This is a genomic window from Ensifer sp. Root31 (assembly GCF_001424825.1).
Taxonomy (GTDB): Bacteria; Pseudomonadota; Alphaproteobacteria; order Rhizobiales; family Rhizobiaceae; genus Ensifer; species Ensifer canadensis.
The window spans coordinates 1-16,741 of the sequence record NZ_LMCO01000052.1 but is presented as its reverse complement, the minus strand read 5'-3'; the positions used below and the strand labels follow the sequence as shown (position 1 = coordinate 16,741).

The window sequence follows — 16,741 nt, the reverse complement described above, 5'->3', positions numbered from 1 at the left end:
CAGACCTGACGGCCTCGATCTCACAGATGAGCCGGCTTATGGCGACCCTTGATGAACTCTCGCGCAAGGTCAGAAAGATGTTACGGGCTTCGTCGTGATCGAAAAAACCCGTCACCCAGGCTGCATTCTCCGCACCACGGGGACCATGCCTGGTTCACGTCCTTCGCTGCCTTTTCGGGCCGCCGGGTTTTGGAACGGCCGCACCGGCGGTTGCTCGTGGTGCATGGCGTGGGCCACTTGGATCCCCTTCGTTGAACCGGTGCGGTAGAAGGCTTCGCTCACCGCCTCTTCATCGGGTTTTGAAGTTGCCCGCAGCCGCGGCTGCGGGCCTTTTTTTCAAAGGTCGAGTTCGGTCGGCATAACTCGTTTGGGGAATGGTGCGTACAGCAATGGAAGTTTAAAGACTGGCGCACGGTGGCAGCCGTTGGGATATTCGACGCGTCGGCACGAGGCGACGCTCGAATATCCCTCGCCCATCATTCCGGCTCACGCGGCGCCGCGGTCCAGCTGGCTGGCGTTCATCGACATCCGGCTGCAGACCATGCAGGCAGGTGACCGTGCGTTCTGCGTGGGCGGTTCTTCCGCACCCTGAGCCACGAGGCGTACCTCAGTCCTTGCTTAAAGCGCCCGTTGTGCTGTATCGCGCCAAGAAGCTTCCGGATTTTCTGGCAGAGCCGGTTCGGCATATGGGACAAGCCTGTTTGCGCTGTAACCGTCAGCTTTGCCAGGGATCAACCACAACAACGCCGGTGCCTTCAAAGTCCCTGACGTTGCGCGTGACGACGATCATGTCGTGGACCAAAGCGGTCGCTGCAATCAACGCATCGGCTTCGTTGCGCCGGTCGGGGACATGCAGGTGCGCGCAACGCGTCGCAACCGCATCATCAACTGAAAGAATACGACCGGCAAACTCAGGGCGCACATGACTGTCAAGCCAAGAGCGCAGCCGAGCGCCCTGTGTGGCGTCCCGGCGCTGCACGCCGAGCACTCCTCGCTCCAATTCAAGAACCGTGATGGCGGAAATGAAGAAGCGCGCCGCATCTTCCGATCCGACCCACGCTACCACATTGGCATTGGCTTTGCCGTCGCCAACTTTGCGCAGTTCGGAAATCACGTTGGTGTCCAACAGATACTTCAAAACAAATCGACTTCGCGCGGCCTGACTTCGACGCGGCGCGGCTCGAAATCGATCGCCGAAAGGCCAGACATAGCGAGAGCCTCGACAAGGCTGCGCCGCCTGCCGCTCAAGCGCTCGAATTCATCGTAAGTCATGAGCACATGGGAAGGCCTGCCGCGGTCGGTGATGATCACCGGACCGCTCTTCGCCGCCTTCTTTGCGCGGCTGACGTCATGATTCAGTTCTCGACTGGAAAGAGTCGTGATGCTCACGGGTCACCTCCATGTAGGCATTTACCTACATATAGCACTGGAGGACGAAATAACAAGTGGAGCATACGCTTGAGCGCGCATGCTCCACGGCAGTGACCGGCGCAGGGGCATTCCAGTCGGCACGTTATGCGTTCATTTTAGCCCAAAACGCGAGACAGCCTCGCAACAAGCTGTGCACACGGCTGCTCCTCAAGAACGGCTCCCGCATAGCCTGAACCGGGAGTTCTGACGCGTTGTTGACCTTCACCACCGCGGCAGCGGCCAAGGCGTCTTGACCGCTACGGGCTCGAAGCCGTCTGGCGTAGCTGCATCGACGGTTCGCCTCCCAAATGGCAGCCAACGGTTGAGTTTTGGTTCCTCGGTTCCATTTGATGTGCCTAGACCCGAACAACATGAAGGAGGTGATCGAATGACGCGGAACATCATGGCGCTGGTCTTTGCGGCCGTATGCGGAATGTGCAGTCTGGGAGTGACGCATGCCGAGCAGTTGGCGGCGAGATCGAGCGCCAGCATAAAGAACGATCTTAATTATCTGATGTACACGCCAGACGACTATGCCTCGTCCGGCAGCGCGTATCCGCTTGTTGTGTGGCTACACGGCGGCGATCAGGGCGGGACCGATATCGAGAAAGTTAAATCAAGTGGCATTCCGAAATTGGTCGAGGATGGAAAGACATTCCCGTTCCTGGTGTTTTCGCCGCAGAATCCGAGTGAAGAACTGCTTTATCCGATCGAGAAAGTGGAGGCCGCACTCGACGAGGTTATGTCGAAGTATCGCGTCGATCGCACGCGTGTCTACCTCGTGGGGTTCAGCCGCGGCGGTTTCGGTGCATGGGCCATGGCAGAACAGTTTCCCGAAAAATTTGCGGCTGTCGTTCCAATCGCTGGCGGCGGTAACCGCCACTACCTTAGCAGGACAAATGAAAAGGCAGCCTTCTGGGTGTTCCACGGCACGAACGATGAAGTCATCCCTTTGTCGGATTCAGTCGTGCTTTACGAGCGCCTTGTGGGTCTGAAGCGAAATGCTCGTTTGAGTGTTCTGGAGGGCGTGGACCACTCGGGCGTCGAGTGGGCCGCCTTAAATGATCCGGAGCTCTGGGATTGGCTTCTGAAACAGCGCCTTGACGTCGGGCCTGAGTAAACCTCTGCGCGTATCGGGTAATGGGAACGGCGACTGCTGGCGCCTTCATCTCGGACGTTTGAAAACCTGTAGCGACTTCTCGAAAGCTTCCCTCGACGCCGACCAAAATGCTAGCCCGTCGCCCATGGTTTTGACGATGCGGCCACCGCTTTCCATAATCGCCGGGTCAATAAGCTTCTGAAGAACGTCCTTCTGGCTGTCGAAGTCGACGTCGAACTCTTCATGGCCGCGAAGTCGCCGTTGGTGATCAGCTTGGCGACGACGGGCTTCTGCGCCTGGCAAACTTCGCACCATGGTGCGGTAACGTGGACGAGAACCGGCACTCCGGCTGCGGCCGCCTCATTGAAGCCAGGAACGAGGTCTTTAGCATTTTTGAAGCAGAAATTGACGCGGCTGGAAGGCGTTGCCTCCATAGAGGCAAGCTTCGCGCTGAGCCAGATCAAGCATTCCCAAGCGCTGCCGTTTTAGCATTCAGCCGACGAGGTCCGCCAAAATACCGCACAAGCTGATGAAATCTCCGGGAAATCGCGAATGGCCCTCACTCTGCCGCAGGAGGAAGGATAGAGGCGCAACCGGAGTTACGGCCGATGGTCAGTTCACAGGCATCTGAGCAAGGTTTTCCACCATCCACGCCCGGTGCCGGCTACGGCGAAGCGATTGGACACCATGGAGAATTTCTCCAAGGCGTGTTCAAGACGTCGGAGGGCGGCCTGAGGCGCGGCCTTCTCACGGTACCGCATCCTCGCTTGAAGAGCGTCGTCAACTTCTGGCCGCGGACAGGCAAGCAGATCCGAACACGACCGGACGACCGGGAAAAGGCCGCGGCTGCGGCGCGCCTGACTCTCGATTTCCTTGGCCAGAACAAGGTCGGCGGCGACCTGACGATCAGCAGCAATATCCGGTTCGGGAGCGGTCTTGGGTCTTCGACGGCCGATGTCGTCGCGGCAATACGGGCAACTGCCGATGCCTTCGGACAACGGCTTTCACGTCTCGATCTGTGCGATCTCGCCGTGCGGGCGGAAACTGCCATTGACGCGATCGCCTTCGGCATTCAGCCGGTCCTTTTCGCCCATCGCCAGAGCGGGCTGATCGAAGCTTTTTCCGGTGACTTTCCAGACCTTCTCATTGTCGGATTCGATACCGGAGACGACCCTATCAACACGACCGAGCACAAGCCGGCTCGCTACTCGTCCGATGAGATCGAACTTTTCGCCGTGCTTCGCGGCCTCGTTTCAAGGGCGATCACCGATCGCGACACCCCGCTATTCTGTCGCGTCGCAACCTTGAGCGCACAGATCAATCAACGCCACCTACCCCGTGCGCGCTTTGACGAGATCACCTGGCTTGCCCAGGAGTGCAATGCGCGAGGAATACAGGTGGCCCACAGCGGCAATATCGCAGGCCTGCTATTTGACGTTGGCAACCTATCGGCTGCGTTGACGGGCACGCGCTCCCTTAAACATTCCGGCTTTGGCAATGTCGGCGTTTTCCATTTTCCCAGTGGTAGGGAATTGCAGAACCATGAATGAACTCAATCGATCTCGGCTTTCAGCCTTCGAGCTTCCCAGAATGGTTCCCATGCATGCCAACCTCTATGCTGCGTGCTTCCAGCTCATGAAGCTTCTTCCCGCGCGGTTCATGCTCGACCGGGCCGAAGATGTCGGCAGGCTGAAACCCGGGGGACATATCGTCGAGACAACGTCCGGCACGTTCGGAATGGCATTGGCCATGCTGGCTGCCGTGCGCGGCTACAGACTATCGCTGGTTACCGCCTCCAGTCTGATCGACGCGGACTTCGCGCGCAGGCTCCGGGACCTCGGCACCATGCTGACAATCACCGACGATCCGGAAGGTTCCGGCAATCAGCAACTTCGACTGGAGCGGCTTGCGGAAATACAAAAAATCTTTCCCGGCAGTTTCTGGCCCAATCAGTATGACAATCCGGACAATCCCCTCGCCTATGCAGCGGTCGCAGAGCATCTCATCCGGACAGTTGGGTCAATCGATTGTCTGGTGGCGTGCGTCGGCTCGGGCGGATCGATCAGCGGCACGGCGCATTTTCTTCGGGTGGTTTCTCCGGAAACCCATGTGATTGCGGTCGATACCCACGGCAGCATCCTTTTCGGGCAGCCACCGGCTCCGCGAAAATTGCGAGGAATGGGCAACAGCATCGTGCCGAGGAACCTTCGGCACGATCTTGTCGACGAGGTTCATTGGGTCGGCGCCCGGATTGCGGTGGAGGCCGCCTTCAATCTCTTCCGCTCCCACGGCCTGTTTGTAGGGCCGACAAGCGGGGCGGCATTCCTCGTTGCCGACTGGTACGCCCGCGCAAATCCTGAGGCGAAGATCGTCTTTCTGCTTCCTGACGAGGGGCATCGCTACAACGCAGTTTATGCCGCTCTGCCCTGCCTTGAGGATCAACGCTCATCTTCTTGCTTCGAGACTGGCGGACCGATCCTGATCGACCGGATCGTCGCCGGTAGCGAGGCCGACTGGTTTCGGTTTGCCTGGGCTCGCAGGTCCATCGAGGACGTCATAGCTAGGCCACTTCGGACATGACGTGCTCTCCGGCCGCTGATCAGCGGCACTAAGAGGATGGCGATGGCTGCTATGCTGAACGCGACGGCAATCGGACTGTTCATGAAGACATTAAATTCTCCCGCACTAAGAATGATGCTTTGCTGGAGGTTCTGTTCCAGAAGCGATCCGAGCAGAAAGGCCAGCAAGAGCGGCGCGAGTTCGAAACCGGCTCGCTGCAGCGCGTAAGCCGCAAATCCGCAGACCATCATCACCCCCACGTCGAACAGGCTGTTGTTGATGCTGAAGGCGCCGATCGCGCAGAAGACTAGAATCAGCGGCGTGAGAAGCGCCGCTGGTACCCGCAACAGCAGCACGAAGATGCGCACAAGAGGCATGTTGAGCACTAGTAGCATCGCGTTTCCGACCAGCATGCTGGCAATCACGCCCCAGAACAGATCGGGGTGGTCCGCGATCAATGAAGGTCCCGGGGTGACGCCCTGCATGAGAAGCGCGCCCATGATCACCCCGATAACGGCGTTCGCGGGAAGACCCAGGCAAAGTAGCGGGATAAAGCTCGCCTGTGCTGCCGCATTGTTGGCGCTTTCCGGCCCGGCCACACCTTCGATCGCTCCTTTTCCGAACCGGTGCGGCGCGCGGGAAATCTTCTTCTCCATCACGTAACTTGCAAAGCTCGCTATCAAAGCCCCGCCGCCGGGAAGGAGACCAAGGAAAAATCCCAGCGCGGAGCCGCGCGATATCGGGCCGGCCGCGGCCCGCCAATCGGACCGGGTGGGCAACAGGTCACGGAGCCGATACCTATCGAAGCTGCTCGTCCCGGGCGGCCGTTTTCGCTCCGCTGCGACAAGCACCTCGCTCACTCCGAACATACCCATTGCGAGGACAGCGATATCGATGCCGTCACGCATATCGGCGGTGCCGAATGTGAACCTTTCTTCGCCGGTGACAAGATCCACCCCGACAGTGGACAGGAGGAGACCAAGGCCAATCATGACCCAGGCCCTTGCCCGGGATCCGCTGCCGACCGAGGCTGCAAGGGTTAGTCCAAAGAAGACCAGGGCGGTCTTCTCGATTGGGCCGAAACGAAGAGCGACGTCGGCAAAGGCAGGGCCTACCAGAGCGATGCCGAATGTGGCGGCGATGCCGGCGATGAAACTTGCGGAGGCCGACATGCCGAGAGCGGCGCCCGCCCGCCCCTGTCGTGTCATCGCATAACCGTCGAGCGACGTGATCGCACTTGCGGCCTCGCCAGGCACGCGGATCAGGATGGAGGTGATCGACCCGCCATACATTGCGCCGTAATAGATCGCCGCCAGAAGGATGATCGCGGCCGTCTGGTCGAGCGATACGGAAATTGGAAGGAGGAGGCTGACTGTTGCGGTGGGGCCGAGTCCCGGCAGCACGCCGACGGCCGTGCCGATTACGACCCCGATCAACGCGACAAGGAGATTGGATGGTTCGATCGCAACGAGCAGGCCGCCAAGAAGATTGATGATTGAGTCCATGGTCAACTCCAGAAACCGGCAGGCAGGGGCACGCCTAGGAGCCTCTCGAAGACCGCCCAGCATGCGAAGGTCGTGCCCGACGCGATGGCGAGGGCTTGTGGCCAGCGCAACCGCTCAACGATGGCCACGACCAAGCTAAGAAAGACGAAGATTGCGGGCAGCGTCCCGGCGATGCTAAGCAGCCCCACAAATCCGATGATGGCGACGCCATATCCGAGGAAGCGAGGAATCTCGATCCTCTCGTCCATTCCCTCCTGACGCCATCCTTCCCGCATCGTCGCGGCCAGCGCCACGAGAAGAAGGATTGCCGCCGCTACGGGGAAGAGACCCGGCCCAGGCATCCCGTGTTTCCAGACCCCAAGCGAAAGGGATGAGCTGATCGCGACGATCGACACGACGACCAAGCACGCGGCGACAATCGATGCGAGCCTCATGGCCGCAGCCCCAGAAGCTCGATCTGTTTCCCGATCTCGCGATAGTTCCGGGCGATCTCTTCGTGAAAAGCCTGGCCTTCCTGGAAAGTCGCCTGGCCGCCCAAAGTTTCCAGGAACCGCTTGTAGAGGTCGGTCCTGGTCATGACGCGAAGAGAGTCCTGCCAGTATTGCAGTACCTGTGCCGGCAATTTTGCCGGTCCGAAGAGCCCGTAGGCACTAGCGACGGAAAGCGGATAGCCGAGCTGCTTGAAGGTCGGGACATCGGGATGCCCGCTCACCGGCTCCGGCCCGGTTTCGACCAGAAGCCGCACCTTGCCGGCCTTGAGATGAGCTGCAAAGTCCGAGGAAACCACCATATCGATATGTCCGCCAAGGAGAGCGGTGATCGCATCTGCTCCGCCAGAAAATGGGACGAAAGCGGCTGTGACGCCCTCTTTGCGGAATGCCGCCTCGGTCGCAATATGGCCGATGCCGCGAGGGGCGGCAGTCGCCCAACGCAGCTTTCCGGGATTGTCCCTCCCGAACTTAATAAGATCGGGCCACTCCTTGAAAGGACTATCCGTTCGGACAAAAGCGGGAATGGCGATGTTCGAATAGGCCGCGATATAGGAGAAGTCGCGCAGAGGATCATAGGGTAGCGACTGCAGATGCGGTGCAACGAGAAGCGGGCTTGCCGAATAGAGCGACAACACCGTTCCATCGGCCTTGGCACGCCGGATCTGATCGGTCGCAATGGTTCCGCCGGCGCCGGGCCGGAATTCGACGCCGACCGGATATGAGTCCGTCAGCTTGACGTGCTCCGCCGCAACGCGGGCGGCCAAATCACCGGCCCCGCCTGCAGAGAAACCGACGACGATCGTCGCATTGTCGGTGGGCGCAGGATTCGCCTGGGCGAACGAGATTTTCGAAAACGCCGCCAGAGTTGCGGACGTGAAGAGAAATGAGCGCCTATTCATAGAGCTCCCCCTTGTTGGTCAGGACAGATTTCTTTTGCGGTGGCGACGCTTACACAAGCAGAGTTTGTTCAATTTCGTCCCAGGCAGCAGACGGCCTGGCATACGCCTTTACGGCTGGAATCGCCTGTTGCGAGATATCGAAATCTTTCATTCCGGAGGCCGTGATCACGGCCGCCACACAATCCGGACCGGCAATGACGCCGGTCCGGCGAAGTGTATCGATGGCGACAAGCGGTGCCACAGCCGACAGTTCGGCGAAAATACCCTCAAGCATCGCCAGGTCCCGTTGCGCCGCGAGCAGGCGGTCGTTGTCAACTGAGCAGGCAATCCCTCGGGATTGCCGCAGGGCGCGCAGCGCCTGGAAACTGCTCTGGGTGGCGCCGATCGACAGGGCAACGGTAGCGAAAGGCCGCGCCATTGCGGCGACTTGGTCGGACCCGCAGCTCATCGCCGAGTCCAGCGAGCCGTAAACCTCCGCCGCGATCAGGCGCGGGAGTTTTCGGACGAGACCGGCGTTGAACGCTTCCTTGAAGCCTTCCCAGACCCCGCTCAACACGTCGCCGTAGCAGACGGGAAGCGCACACCAGTCGAGATCCTGACCATTCATCTGTTCCGCCAACTCGAACGCAATGGTCTTGTAGCCCTCGACACCGATAGGATGGCTTCCAACCACCGGTGCGCTGAACGGAGAGGCGACCACCCATCCCCGGCGCTCCCAGCCCTCGGCCAGGAATTTCCACCGATCCATCTTCTCGTCGAACGGCACAACCGTCGCACCGAAGGCTCGGATCTGAGCGAGCATCGGAGCCGGTCCCCCGTTAAACGTGGAGACGATACATTGAAGACCGGCATGCGCCGCATAAGCCGCCAATGAGGCTCCAGCATTTCCGGATGACGCAGTGGCGATTGTCGAATATCCGCGCTGCCTTGCATAGGAGGTGAGGACTGCGGAAAACCGATCCTTGTGCGAGCCGGTCGGGTTGCGGCTCTCGTCTTTGATCAGAAGCCGTTTGACATCGAATTTGGTTCCCAAGCGCTCCGCCGGCGAGAGGGGTGTGAGGCCCTCGCCCAGAGAAACCGTCGCGCTGCTTTCGATTGGCAGCATCGAACCGTACCGCCACATCGAGGGGATATGGGTAAAGCCGTGATCCGCCTGCGGCCAACGAGTCTCGTAGATCGGCCGCAGGTTCGAAGGCGCGGTCGCAGCACAGCGTGGGCAACCGCGTGAGTCGATTGGGAAACCGGATGGATAGGTTGCCTCGCAACGCAGACAGGATAGGTGCTCGATAACGACGGTCATGGCGCAATCACTTTAATATCTCCGGAGGATGTCAGCCGCTCGGCGCCTTGCCCGGTGACGACGAACATGTCCTCGACTTGCAGCCCATACGAGCCGATCATGTAAAAAGGCGTCTCGATGCACAGCACCATTCCCTCTTCGAGAACGTCTTTCGAGCCGGGAGCAAGGAGTGGAGCATCGTAGCCATCGAGCCCGATACCGTGGCCGACGTGATTTCTTCGGTATCGATCGAGACCTGCGTCCTGAACGGCGCGCATGATCTCGCCGAAAAGTTCGCTGGCGCTCAGGCCCGGTCTGACAATCGAGGCGCCGTGTTCGACACCGGCCCGTAGCGCGGCGTACTGGCTGCGCAGTCCGGAACTAGGCTCTCCGAAAGACGCGATCCTCGCGATATCGGCTCGATAGTGTTGATACCGCCCACCGACGTCGAAGCGGATGATGTCGTCCGGCCTCAGTGAGCGTTGCGAAGGCTGAACATTCATCAGGGCGCTCCGCTCACCGAACCCGATACAGCCAAGGATTGGTAACGTATCCTCTCGGACGGTCTTCTCGTGAAATACGCGGGCCATTTCGATCTCTGTGATTCCAGCCCGCGCAACGGCCAAGGCCGCCTCTACGGATATTTCCGCGACTTTGCCGACGCGCCGAAGCCGCTCGATCTCCGAGGGGCTTTTGACGGATCGAGTAGATCGGAAGAGCGGCTGTGCATCGATGAAGGATGCTTGCGGGCATTTGGCGCTGAGCTGCTCGAGATAGCCGGGAGACAGGCCTGATAGATCCAGCCCTATTCGGGCCTTTCTCAGGCCAAGCTCCTCAAGCTCTGCGGCCAGTGCCTCAACGGGACTTGCATGCTCCCGAAGGGACTGCATCTCCGCGAGCCGCCGGCTCGTAAGGTCGTTTTCGACGTCGGCGCCGACTTCGACCGCAAACTCGCCATAACGCGCGACGCGCGCAGCCCAGACATTCTGATCGGCAATCAGATCGAGCGTCCCGCTGCTCGTGATTACGCTGGACCTCGTCTCCGCGTCGGCCCGTGGCCAGACAGCGTAGGCTTGTGGGCCCGGGCGGATCCATTGTGGCAATGCCCAGAAGCCGCTGAGATAGGTGACATTTTCCGCGCCGGTGGCGATGACGGCATCCAGGCCTTCGGCATCCATATTGCGCTCGAGGCGCGATAGATTAAGCAGCATCGGATTTCTCGCTTACGTTCGCGCGCACGACGCCGCGCGCCATTTCAATCGCTGCGGCCGCCGCCATGACCCTCTCGCCGACGGCGGCGACGGCAAGGTTGGGTTGCGCCGCGCGGGGGAAAGCAACGCTGATCGCAGCCACGATCACCCCCTTCGCATTGCGGAGAGGGGCACCAATCGAGAAGATGCCGGGAATATTCTCGTTGAGGGCTGTGGTGTATCCCACGCTTCGAGCGCGCCGCAGCTGGTCCATCAGTTTCTCAGGATCGGTGACAGTGCGTGGCGTCCTGCGTACGAAGGGCTCCTCGGCAGCGAGGGCGCGGATATCGTCGTCACTGCAATCGATCAGCAGCGCTTTTCCCAGTGCTGTTGAATGCAGGAACATGCTCTCACCCGGCGTTGCGCGAATGACCAAGGAACCATTGCTCTGCACCGCGGCAAGGTAGAAGGCCTTACTGCCTCGACGGGCGCCGAGGAAGCCGTTCAGGTCGTTGCTCTGCGCAAGCAAACGCAGCTCGGCGTCGGCCAGGGCGATCAACTCGTCCTGTTCGAGTAACGTGCGAGCGAGATTGAGTATCTCGTGTCCCGCACAATATCTCTTGGTGGATTCAATCTGATCGACAAACCCTTGCGCACACAGCGTATGAAGCAGGCGTTGGATGCTTGAAGGGCTTTGTTCAACCCGCCTCGCGATCTCGCGAACGCCGAGTGGCTCAGACGAGCTCGCGACGGCTTTCAGAACCATGAGCCCTCGCTCCAAAGACATATTTCCCTGCATTTTATTGTCCCGCTCCTGCGTACATCGTTCCATTTTTTAAATTAGGTCAGATATGAGCAGGCCCTGTCAATTAAAAATGTGCACTAAAGTTTGTCGTCCTATAGTTTGCACCCGCGCATCCATGACGCATGGACATCAGGGTGATAATCGGGAAAAACATCCAGCGCTTTAGGAGAGAGCGATCGCTCTCTCAGGAAGAACTGTCGTTTCGATCGGATTCCTCGAGGGCCTACATCAGCGGGCTCGAAGCAGGCAGAAGGAATCCAACTGCTCTCTCCCTTGTCAAATTCGCCGAAGCACTTGGGGTCACGGTCGTGGAGCTCATAACCGACCACGATGCAGACAGAAAAACCAAAAAGTCGATCAAGGCGAGTGAGTGAGATCTCTATCTACAAGAGCCTGTGGATCTGTCATGAGCGCAATTGCCAGGGCCTCGAGCGTGTCGACGGTGGGAGCGCTTTCTTCTCGCTCTAATTTACCAACATAATTGCGATCCAGCCCTGCGAGTTGCGCTAACTCGGACTGTGACATCCCTGAGCGGTGGCGCAAAATACGCAGATTTCTCGCAAATACCGATCTCAGGCGCATACCTCCATTTGTCATAAACGCCACTCGGAACCCACCTACTATAGTAAGCAATCGATAATCCCCCGATTGTCGACCGTTCAGTTCACAACTAAATCGAGAAGATTAGTTTATGCGGGTTGTGCGATGCGGAATTCTTGGGAAGCGCTTAGCCTTTTCTCCGACGCTGTTACACAAGCGACGACGCCCCGAGGGGTGGGCGAAGCTCTTCGAAATCTTCTGGAGCCATTCGGATTTGATGCCTGTCTGGTCGCTCTTCTGTCTCCGACCGTGGAGTCTGTCTGGACACCGCAGGTTCTCGCGGATCTTTGGCCAAAAAGCTGGTCGGTGCACTACTTTGAAAACAAACTCGTTACCCATGATCCATGCGCGTCGCTGTGTCTTAGGACAGATCAATTGTTCAGCTGGCGCAGCGTTACGCACCGGAGGCTGCCACAAGCGGAATATGAGGTCATGAAATCGGCGGAAGCATTCGGCCTGAGAGACGGTTTCTGCCTGCCGGTCCACGGTGCGAATGGACAAATCGGCGTTGTCTCCATCGCCGGCGGCGAAATCGAACAACGGCCCCCGCTTCGCTTTCTCATCGAGGCCGCGGGCTTCTGTGGTTACCAGAAGATACTGCGCCTGAAAGAGGAAACGGCACATCCAGTTCTGACAAAAAGGCAGGCCGAGATCTGCGACTGGATCGCCTCGGGAAAGACCGCCTCAGAGACGGCAACAATCCTCGGCATATCGGAGGCAACTGTCGAACGGCATTTGCGTGACACTCGCGAACGTCTCGGCACCGTGAACTCGGTGCATACGATCGTGACAGCGATCAAACGTCGAGAGATCCGCATCTGAGACCAGGAACGGCGGGCGGGTGGGATAACCATGCCTACAACCAAAGATCACATTTTGTTGACGACACATGCTCATTTTCCTGAGTATCGGCGGCGACGTTCCATCGATATCGTTTCTTCCTAAAGCGAGTGAGGGAACATGAAAGTAGTCGCCATACAGGGGTCGGCGTCGTGCCAGACAATGATCTGGCTAAGACAGTCTTACAGGCTGCGCGCCAAGGTCTTCCACCATCGGCTTGGTTGGAAGGTGACCGTCTCTCGGGATGAAGAAACCGACATCTTCGATCAATTGTCGCCTGACTATCTGCTGGTTGTCGACGCTCGAGATCATGTCGTCGGGACGGTGAGATTTCTACCGACGCACGGGTCAACCATGCTCTCGACTGTCTTCTCCTACCTGTTGACCAACAGCCCATCTCTGCCTGCAGGCCTGGTCGAAGCATCACGTTTCTGCGTCGACACTGAAAGATGCCGAAACCAGGAGTTTATCAATCTGGCGACTCGAAGCCTTTTCGCCGGCATGGTGGATTGGGCATTACAGCGCCACTATCCGCAAATCGCGGCCGTCGTGGACCTTCGAATGGAACGCGTTCTAAGACGCGCGGGATGGTCCCTTGCAAGGATATCCATCCCGCACTCGATGGGACGGGTTACCGGCGTGGCCGGCTATTTGCCGGTCAGTCAGGAAGTCCTCTTCGCGCTTCGGCCGTCCAATTACGTTTTCAGCGATCGGAGCGGCGATGCTTTTGTACACAATTGTTGACGCCAGCATACATCAACTTGTCCAAACCTCTTGAGCGCGGTGCAAGCCGATCTACCGATCCCAGAAGCGGAGCAGTCCTCGGTTTCACTTTCCGTAAACGCGACGATCGAGAACCTACGTTTCACTTCGCTCCGGCCGAAGAGTGACCATCGTCTCTACTAGGGTCAACAGCGACTCGACCGCATCAAGGGGAAGCGTCTCCACGATTTTGATCGGCTTACGGCGACTCTCGGCCTCGGCCAGTGTTTTGCCCAAACGATAAGAGCAGCGGCCATGATCAAATCTATTGGCGAAAAATCAAGTAGTTCACTGAGGTGAATCAATCGCGTGACGTGCATCTTCGTCTCGCTGCGCTCATAGCGGCCGTCCGCAAGTAGCGCAATGTAGTGACATATCATTTGCAGCGTCAACGGCCCATTTGAATGTGCCGGCGCCTCAAGGGCCAAAGATGATTCGATGCATGATTACTTTTGCACTGACTTGTTTCGCCTCGTTGAGCATCACGCTCAAAGAGTTCCCGATCCATCTCGGCGCGGGTTTCGGCCGCCATACCTTCGCTGAGCGAACACAAAAGTGTGGCGTGAAACTGCCTGCCCCGCAAAGCCGCAGTGACGCGGTCGAGGCTGTCGGCTTCCACGGACCTATTGAAAGAAGTCGCGCCAGCTGTCATATATGGAACGACAGATGACGTAGGAGATGCACGATGGCACTTGCGGTGGAAAATGGCTTCCCGGAAGCAACCGGCGGAGAATTGCAGAAGGTCGCAGCGTTGCTCGGCGGAACGCGTGTCCTGTCGCGCCGTCTGACGAGTGCGCTCGATGCCCATGAGCTCCTGCTGCATGGCTTGCCGGCTTCGGCGATCGATCACCTCGTCGGAAGCCTGCTCTTCATCGGCAAGACCGAATCCCTCGAAAAGGCCGTCGGCATGAGCTTGCGGACGTGGCAGCGGCGCAGGGATGCGCCGTCCAAGCCGCTTAGCCAGGAGCAAAGCGGGCGGGCATGGAAGTTCGCCGAGATCCTGGCAAAGGCGACGGATGTCCTGGGAACGCAGGCGGAAGCCGAGCAATGGCTGGAGCGTCCGGCAATCGGGCTCGACCAGCGCCGCCCGATCGATCTTTTGGGAACGCCCGCCGGCGTCGAACTCATCGAGGACTATCTCCAACGGCTCGAATACGGCGTCTATGCATGACGCCTCTGCCGATTGCGCTCGGTGGTTCCGAGCTGATTGCATGGCGGCTCGACCAAGCCGCCTATGCCCCGACCTGGGATAGTGGGGAAGGCGCCTATCGTGTCGGCGGGCGCTGGAACAGCAGGGGCATGCGCGCGGTCTATTGCTCGATCGACCCGTCGACGGCGATCCTTGAGGTCGCGGTCCATAAAGGTTTTCGCGTGCTTGATACCGTTCCGCATGTTCTGACGGCGGCCGTGGTCGCTGACATCTCCGCGGTGCATGTCGTCGATCCTTCCAGCGTTCCCAATCCGAACTGGCTGCGCCCCGGCATCCCGAGCGCGGGCCAACAGGCGTTCGGCGACGATCTGCTTCGCCGGCATCGCTTTGTCGCGATCCCGAGCGCGGTGTCGGCGCATAGCTGGAACCTGGTCTTCGTGGCAAGCGCCGCCACCGAGGCCTATGCGCTGAAGTTCCAGGAGGCTTTCGCTCTCGATACAAGGCTGCACCCACCATCGGCATGATGCGAGCGCGACCGGGCACAACTCGTGGCCGGTCGTAGAGTGCCTTGTGGTCATGGCGCTCACGCGTCGGTGATCCCGGACCCCGAGAAGATGATGACGCCGGCGGGCATGATCGAGAGCATGTCGTCATTGCGGCGGAAGGGAGCCGCCTTGGCGTGCTTCGTCCAGTTCGGCTTGAAGGTGATCTGGGTCACCTTGCGGCTTTCCGCCCAGCAGGCGGCAATGCGCTCGGCGCCCTTCAGCGAACCGCCGTGCAGCAGGACCATGTCCGGGAATTTGGCGCGGGCGCGATCGAGCGCATCAAAGACGCGTTCGTGATCAGGTCGCCTCTCGGCAGGCGGTCGGCCGAGCAATATTGATGATGTCGCCACGGGCGGCGGCCGAATCCCCCACATGAGGGAGACTACAGACGGATCAGCGCTCCGCGCCATCGCGGTCATTGCTGCGCTGGCGATCCTGCTCAGCCTGCCGGAGGATCTGCTGGCGCTGCTCGTCCTGGGCACCTTTGGCAGTGGCAGCCTGTTCCCGCGCCGCGAGGATCTGCTGGCGCTGCTCGTCCTGGGCACCTTTGGCAGTGGCAGCCTGTTCCCGCGCCGCACGAGCGGCACGACCGGCGGCAATTGCCTGCTGCTGGGCGGCTATAGCAGGATCGACGGTCGGCGGCGCGGCCCGGTCCTGGGTGCGCGCCTCGTCGGCGCGGGCGGCCGGCGGTGTGCCCCCTCCCCCTGCGGTGTCAGCGACCGATTGCATCTGCTGCATCTCGATGTCACGGCGCTGCTCGGCAAAGAGCGCGGAGATTTCCTTGCGCATCTCCTCGACGGCCTGGCGCTCCGCACTACTGTCGACCATGGTCTCGAGGCGGTCCATAGGCGGTCCATCGATTTGTTCGCTCGAGAAACACGCTCGTCGAACTGTTCCAGCGATAGGGGCATGGTCTTTTCCTTCTGCTGTTGAATGTTTGCGATGASAGTCTTGAGTGCCGCCGACGGCTCGTTCGACGGCGCGCCGGATCGTTGCGCAAAGGCTTCAAACCGCTTTTGAAGCCAGGGCGACGGTRAACCCTCCTTCGAGGAGCCCACCGCCTCAATGATTACGTCAGAACGCAWCCCCAGCTTGAGCATCCGCGCCTCGAAATCCCTGACGACGGACAGCGTCTCTCCGCCCGGGTCAAACTCGTCGTTCTGCTTGGCGAGTTCGCGCTCTATTTTGCTGAYGCTCGCCGTTGTGGGCGCCAGCACATAAATTGTCTTGCCGCCGGCCGAAACGAAGTTGCTATCGACGCCGGCCACCCGCTGGACGATCTCAATCGCGTCGCAGTCAGCGACCTCCTCCGTCTCCAGACGAAGGAGGGCAAAGCCGGCAGCGTGGCGCGGCGCTGGCTGCGCAGCTTGTCCGGCCGCCGCGGCTGCGAACCGCTCGGCCGCCGCGATCACCGACGGCTCCGCGCCGGCCTTCTTCAAGGCGCTCGCCGTTGACTGCCATTTCGCGGCGAGAGCCAGGTTGCCATTGATGAGCGAGGCGCGATCGACGACGCCGGCGCGCTTGCGCTCGACGCGTTTGGTGACGGCGGGCGTCTTGAGATAGCGAGGATCGCTCTTGCTGCGCTCGTAGGCGCCGGCTTGCGACTG

At 59.8% G+C, this 16,741-nt stretch carries 17 protein-coding genes and 3 pseudogenes; 9 read left to right on the top strand and 11 right to left on the bottom strand.

Annotated elements, in window-relative coordinates:
- Positions 1-715: 715 nt before the first annotated feature.
- Both ASD00_RS31405 and ASD00_RS31400 read right to left on the bottom strand, forming a co-directional pair.
- The gene (locus tag ASD00_RS31405) at positions 716-1,138 is read right to left on the bottom strand and encodes a type II toxin-antitoxin system VapC family toxin (RefSeq protein ID WP_057211038.1); all 423 of its coding nucleotides are present in this window, start codon (positions 1,136-1,138) and stop codon (positions 716-718) included.
- Positions 1,135-1,389: a type II toxin-antitoxin system Phd/YefM family antitoxin gene (locus ASD00_RS31400; RefSeq protein ID WP_057211036.1), complete on the bottom strand. Its 255-nt coding sequence runs from the start codon at positions 1,387-1,389 to the stop codon at positions 1,135-1,137. The genes ASD00_RS31405 and ASD00_RS31400 overlap by 4 nt, the downstream gene beginning before the upstream one ends.
- 424 nt (positions 1,390-1,813) lie before the next feature.
- Between ASD00_RS31400 and ASD00_RS31395 the strand changes: the two genes are divergently transcribed.
- The 4 genes and pseudogenes from ASD00_RS31395 to ASD00_RS42160 all read left to right on the top strand — a co-directional run.
- Positions 1,814-2,530, top strand: coding sequence for an alpha/beta fold hydrolase (locus tag ASD00_RS31395; protein ID WP_244494711.1), 717 nt, complete (start codon positions 1,814-1,816; stop codon positions 2,528-2,530).
- A gap of 369 nt (positions 2,531-2,899) precedes the next feature.
- Positions 2,900-2,998: pseudogene (locus tag ASD00_RS39510) on the top strand (AsnC family transcriptional regulator); the annotation flags it as partial.
- 119 nt (positions 2,999-3,117) lie between these two features.
- Positions 3,118-4,059, top strand: a complete 942-nt coding sequence (locus ASD00_RS31385) for a hypothetical protein (RefSeq protein WP_057211030.1) — start codon at positions 3,118-3,120, stop codon at positions 4,057-4,059.
- A pseudogene (locus ASD00_RS42160) lies at positions 4,007-4,885 on the top strand (PLP-dependent cysteine synthase family protein); the annotation flags it as partial. The gene ASD00_RS31385 and the pseudogene ASD00_RS42160, both read left to right, overlap by 53 nt.
- Before the next feature lie 62 nt (positions 4,886-4,947).
- Here the strand turns inward: ASD00_RS42160 and ASD00_RS31375 are convergent.
- The 6 genes from ASD00_RS31375 to ASD00_RS31350 all read right to left on the bottom strand — a co-directional run bounded on the left by ASD00_RS31375 (position 4,948) and on the right by ASD00_RS31350 (position 11,219).
- Positions 4,948-6,573 (bottom strand): tripartite tricarboxylate transporter permease, encoded by a 1,626-nt coding sequence (locus tag ASD00_RS31375; RefSeq protein WP_082523792.1) that lies wholly within the window; start codon positions 6,571-6,573, stop codon positions 4,948-4,950.
- 2 nt (positions 6,574-6,575) lie between these two features.
- The gene (locus ASD00_RS31370; RefSeq protein WP_057211026.1) at positions 6,576-7,007 is read right to left on the bottom strand and encodes a tripartite tricarboxylate transporter TctB family protein; all 432 of its coding nucleotides are present in this window, start codon (positions 7,005-7,007) and stop codon (positions 6,576-6,578) included.
- The gene (locus tag ASD00_RS31365; protein WP_057211024.1) at positions 7,004-7,963 is read right to left on the bottom strand and encodes a tripartite tricarboxylate transporter substrate binding protein; all 960 of its coding nucleotides are present in this window, start codon (positions 7,961-7,963) and stop codon (positions 7,004-7,006) included. Before ASD00_RS31365 ends, ASD00_RS31370 begins: the two co-directional genes overlap by 4 nt.
- 49 nt (positions 7,964-8,012) lie before the next feature.
- On the bottom strand, positions 8,013-9,068 hold the full coding sequence (locus ASD00_RS31360) for a pyridoxal-phosphate dependent enzyme (protein ID WP_158268946.1): 1,056 nt from the start codon (positions 9,066-9,068) through the stop codon (positions 8,013-8,015).
- Between the two features lie 191 nt (positions 9,069-9,259).
- Positions 9,260-10,453 (bottom strand): Xaa-Pro peptidase family protein, encoded by a 1,194-nt coding sequence (locus tag ASD00_RS31355; RefSeq protein ID WP_057211020.1) that lies wholly within the window; start codon positions 10,451-10,453, stop codon positions 9,260-9,262.
- Entirely contained in the window at positions 10,443-11,219 is a 777-nt protein-coding gene (locus ASD00_RS31350; protein WP_277996370.1) for an IclR family transcriptional regulator, read from the bottom strand. The genes ASD00_RS31355 and ASD00_RS31350 overlap by 11 nt, the downstream gene beginning before the upstream one ends.
- Positions 11,220-11,359: 140 nt before the next feature.
- Here ASD00_RS31350 and ASD00_RS31345 point away from each other — a divergent pair, with 140 nt between their 5' ends.
- Positions 11,360-11,611: a helix-turn-helix transcriptional regulator gene (locus ASD00_RS31345; protein ID WP_057211016.1), complete on the top strand. Its 252-nt coding sequence runs from the start codon at positions 11,360-11,362 to the stop codon at positions 11,609-11,611.
- Here ASD00_RS31345 and ASD00_RS39500 read toward each other — a convergent pair.
- The gene (locus ASD00_RS39500; protein WP_082523791.1) at positions 11,595-11,819 is read right to left on the bottom strand and encodes a helix-turn-helix transcriptional regulator; all 225 of its coding nucleotides are present in this window, start codon (positions 11,817-11,819) and stop codon (positions 11,595-11,597) included. The two genes, ASD00_RS31345 and ASD00_RS39500, sit on opposite strands and share 17 nt — an antisense overlap.
- A gap of 192 nt (positions 11,820-12,011) precedes the next feature.
- On the opposite strand from ASD00_RS39500, the gene ASD00_RS39495 reads away from it, so the two are divergent.
- From ASD00_RS39495 to ASD00_RS31325, 4 genes are all read left to right on the top strand, one after another.
- Positions 12,012-12,659 (top strand): LuxR family transcriptional regulator, encoded by a 648-nt coding sequence (locus ASD00_RS39495; RefSeq protein ID WP_158268947.1) that lies wholly within the window; start codon positions 12,012-12,014, stop codon positions 12,657-12,659.
- A gap of 138 nt (positions 12,660-12,797) precedes the next feature.
- The gene (locus ASD00_RS31335; RefSeq protein WP_057211012.1) at positions 12,798-13,421 is read left to right on the top strand and encodes an acyl-homoserine-lactone synthase; all 624 of its coding nucleotides are present in this window, start codon (positions 12,798-12,800) and stop codon (positions 13,419-13,421) included.
- Between the two features lie 703 nt (positions 13,422-14,124).
- Positions 14,125-14,610, top strand: coding sequence for an antitoxin Xre/MbcA/ParS toxin-binding domain-containing protein (locus ASD00_RS31330; protein WP_057211010.1), 486 nt, complete (start codon positions 14,125-14,127; stop codon positions 14,608-14,610).
- Positions 14,607-15,113, top strand: coding sequence for an RES domain-containing protein (locus ASD00_RS31325; protein WP_057211008.1), 507 nt, complete (start codon positions 14,607-14,609; stop codon positions 15,111-15,113). The genes ASD00_RS31330 and ASD00_RS31325 overlap by 4 nt, the downstream gene beginning before the upstream one ends.
- Before the next feature lie 59 nt (positions 15,114-15,172).
- Here the strand turns inward: ASD00_RS31325 and ASD00_RS31320 are convergent.
- Both ASD00_RS31320 and ASD00_RS40555 read right to left on the bottom strand, forming a co-directional pair.
- Positions 15,173-15,433 (bottom strand): annotated as a pseudogene (locus ASD00_RS31320) (DUF2493 domain-containing protein); the annotation flags it as partial.
- 94 nt (positions 15,434-15,527) lie between these two features.
- A complete protein-coding gene (locus tag ASD00_RS40555) occupies positions 15,528-15,962 on the bottom strand; it encodes a hypothetical protein (protein ID WP_156585898.1) in 435 nt (144 codons plus the stop codon).
- Positions 15,963-16,741 lie beyond the last annotated feature (779 nt).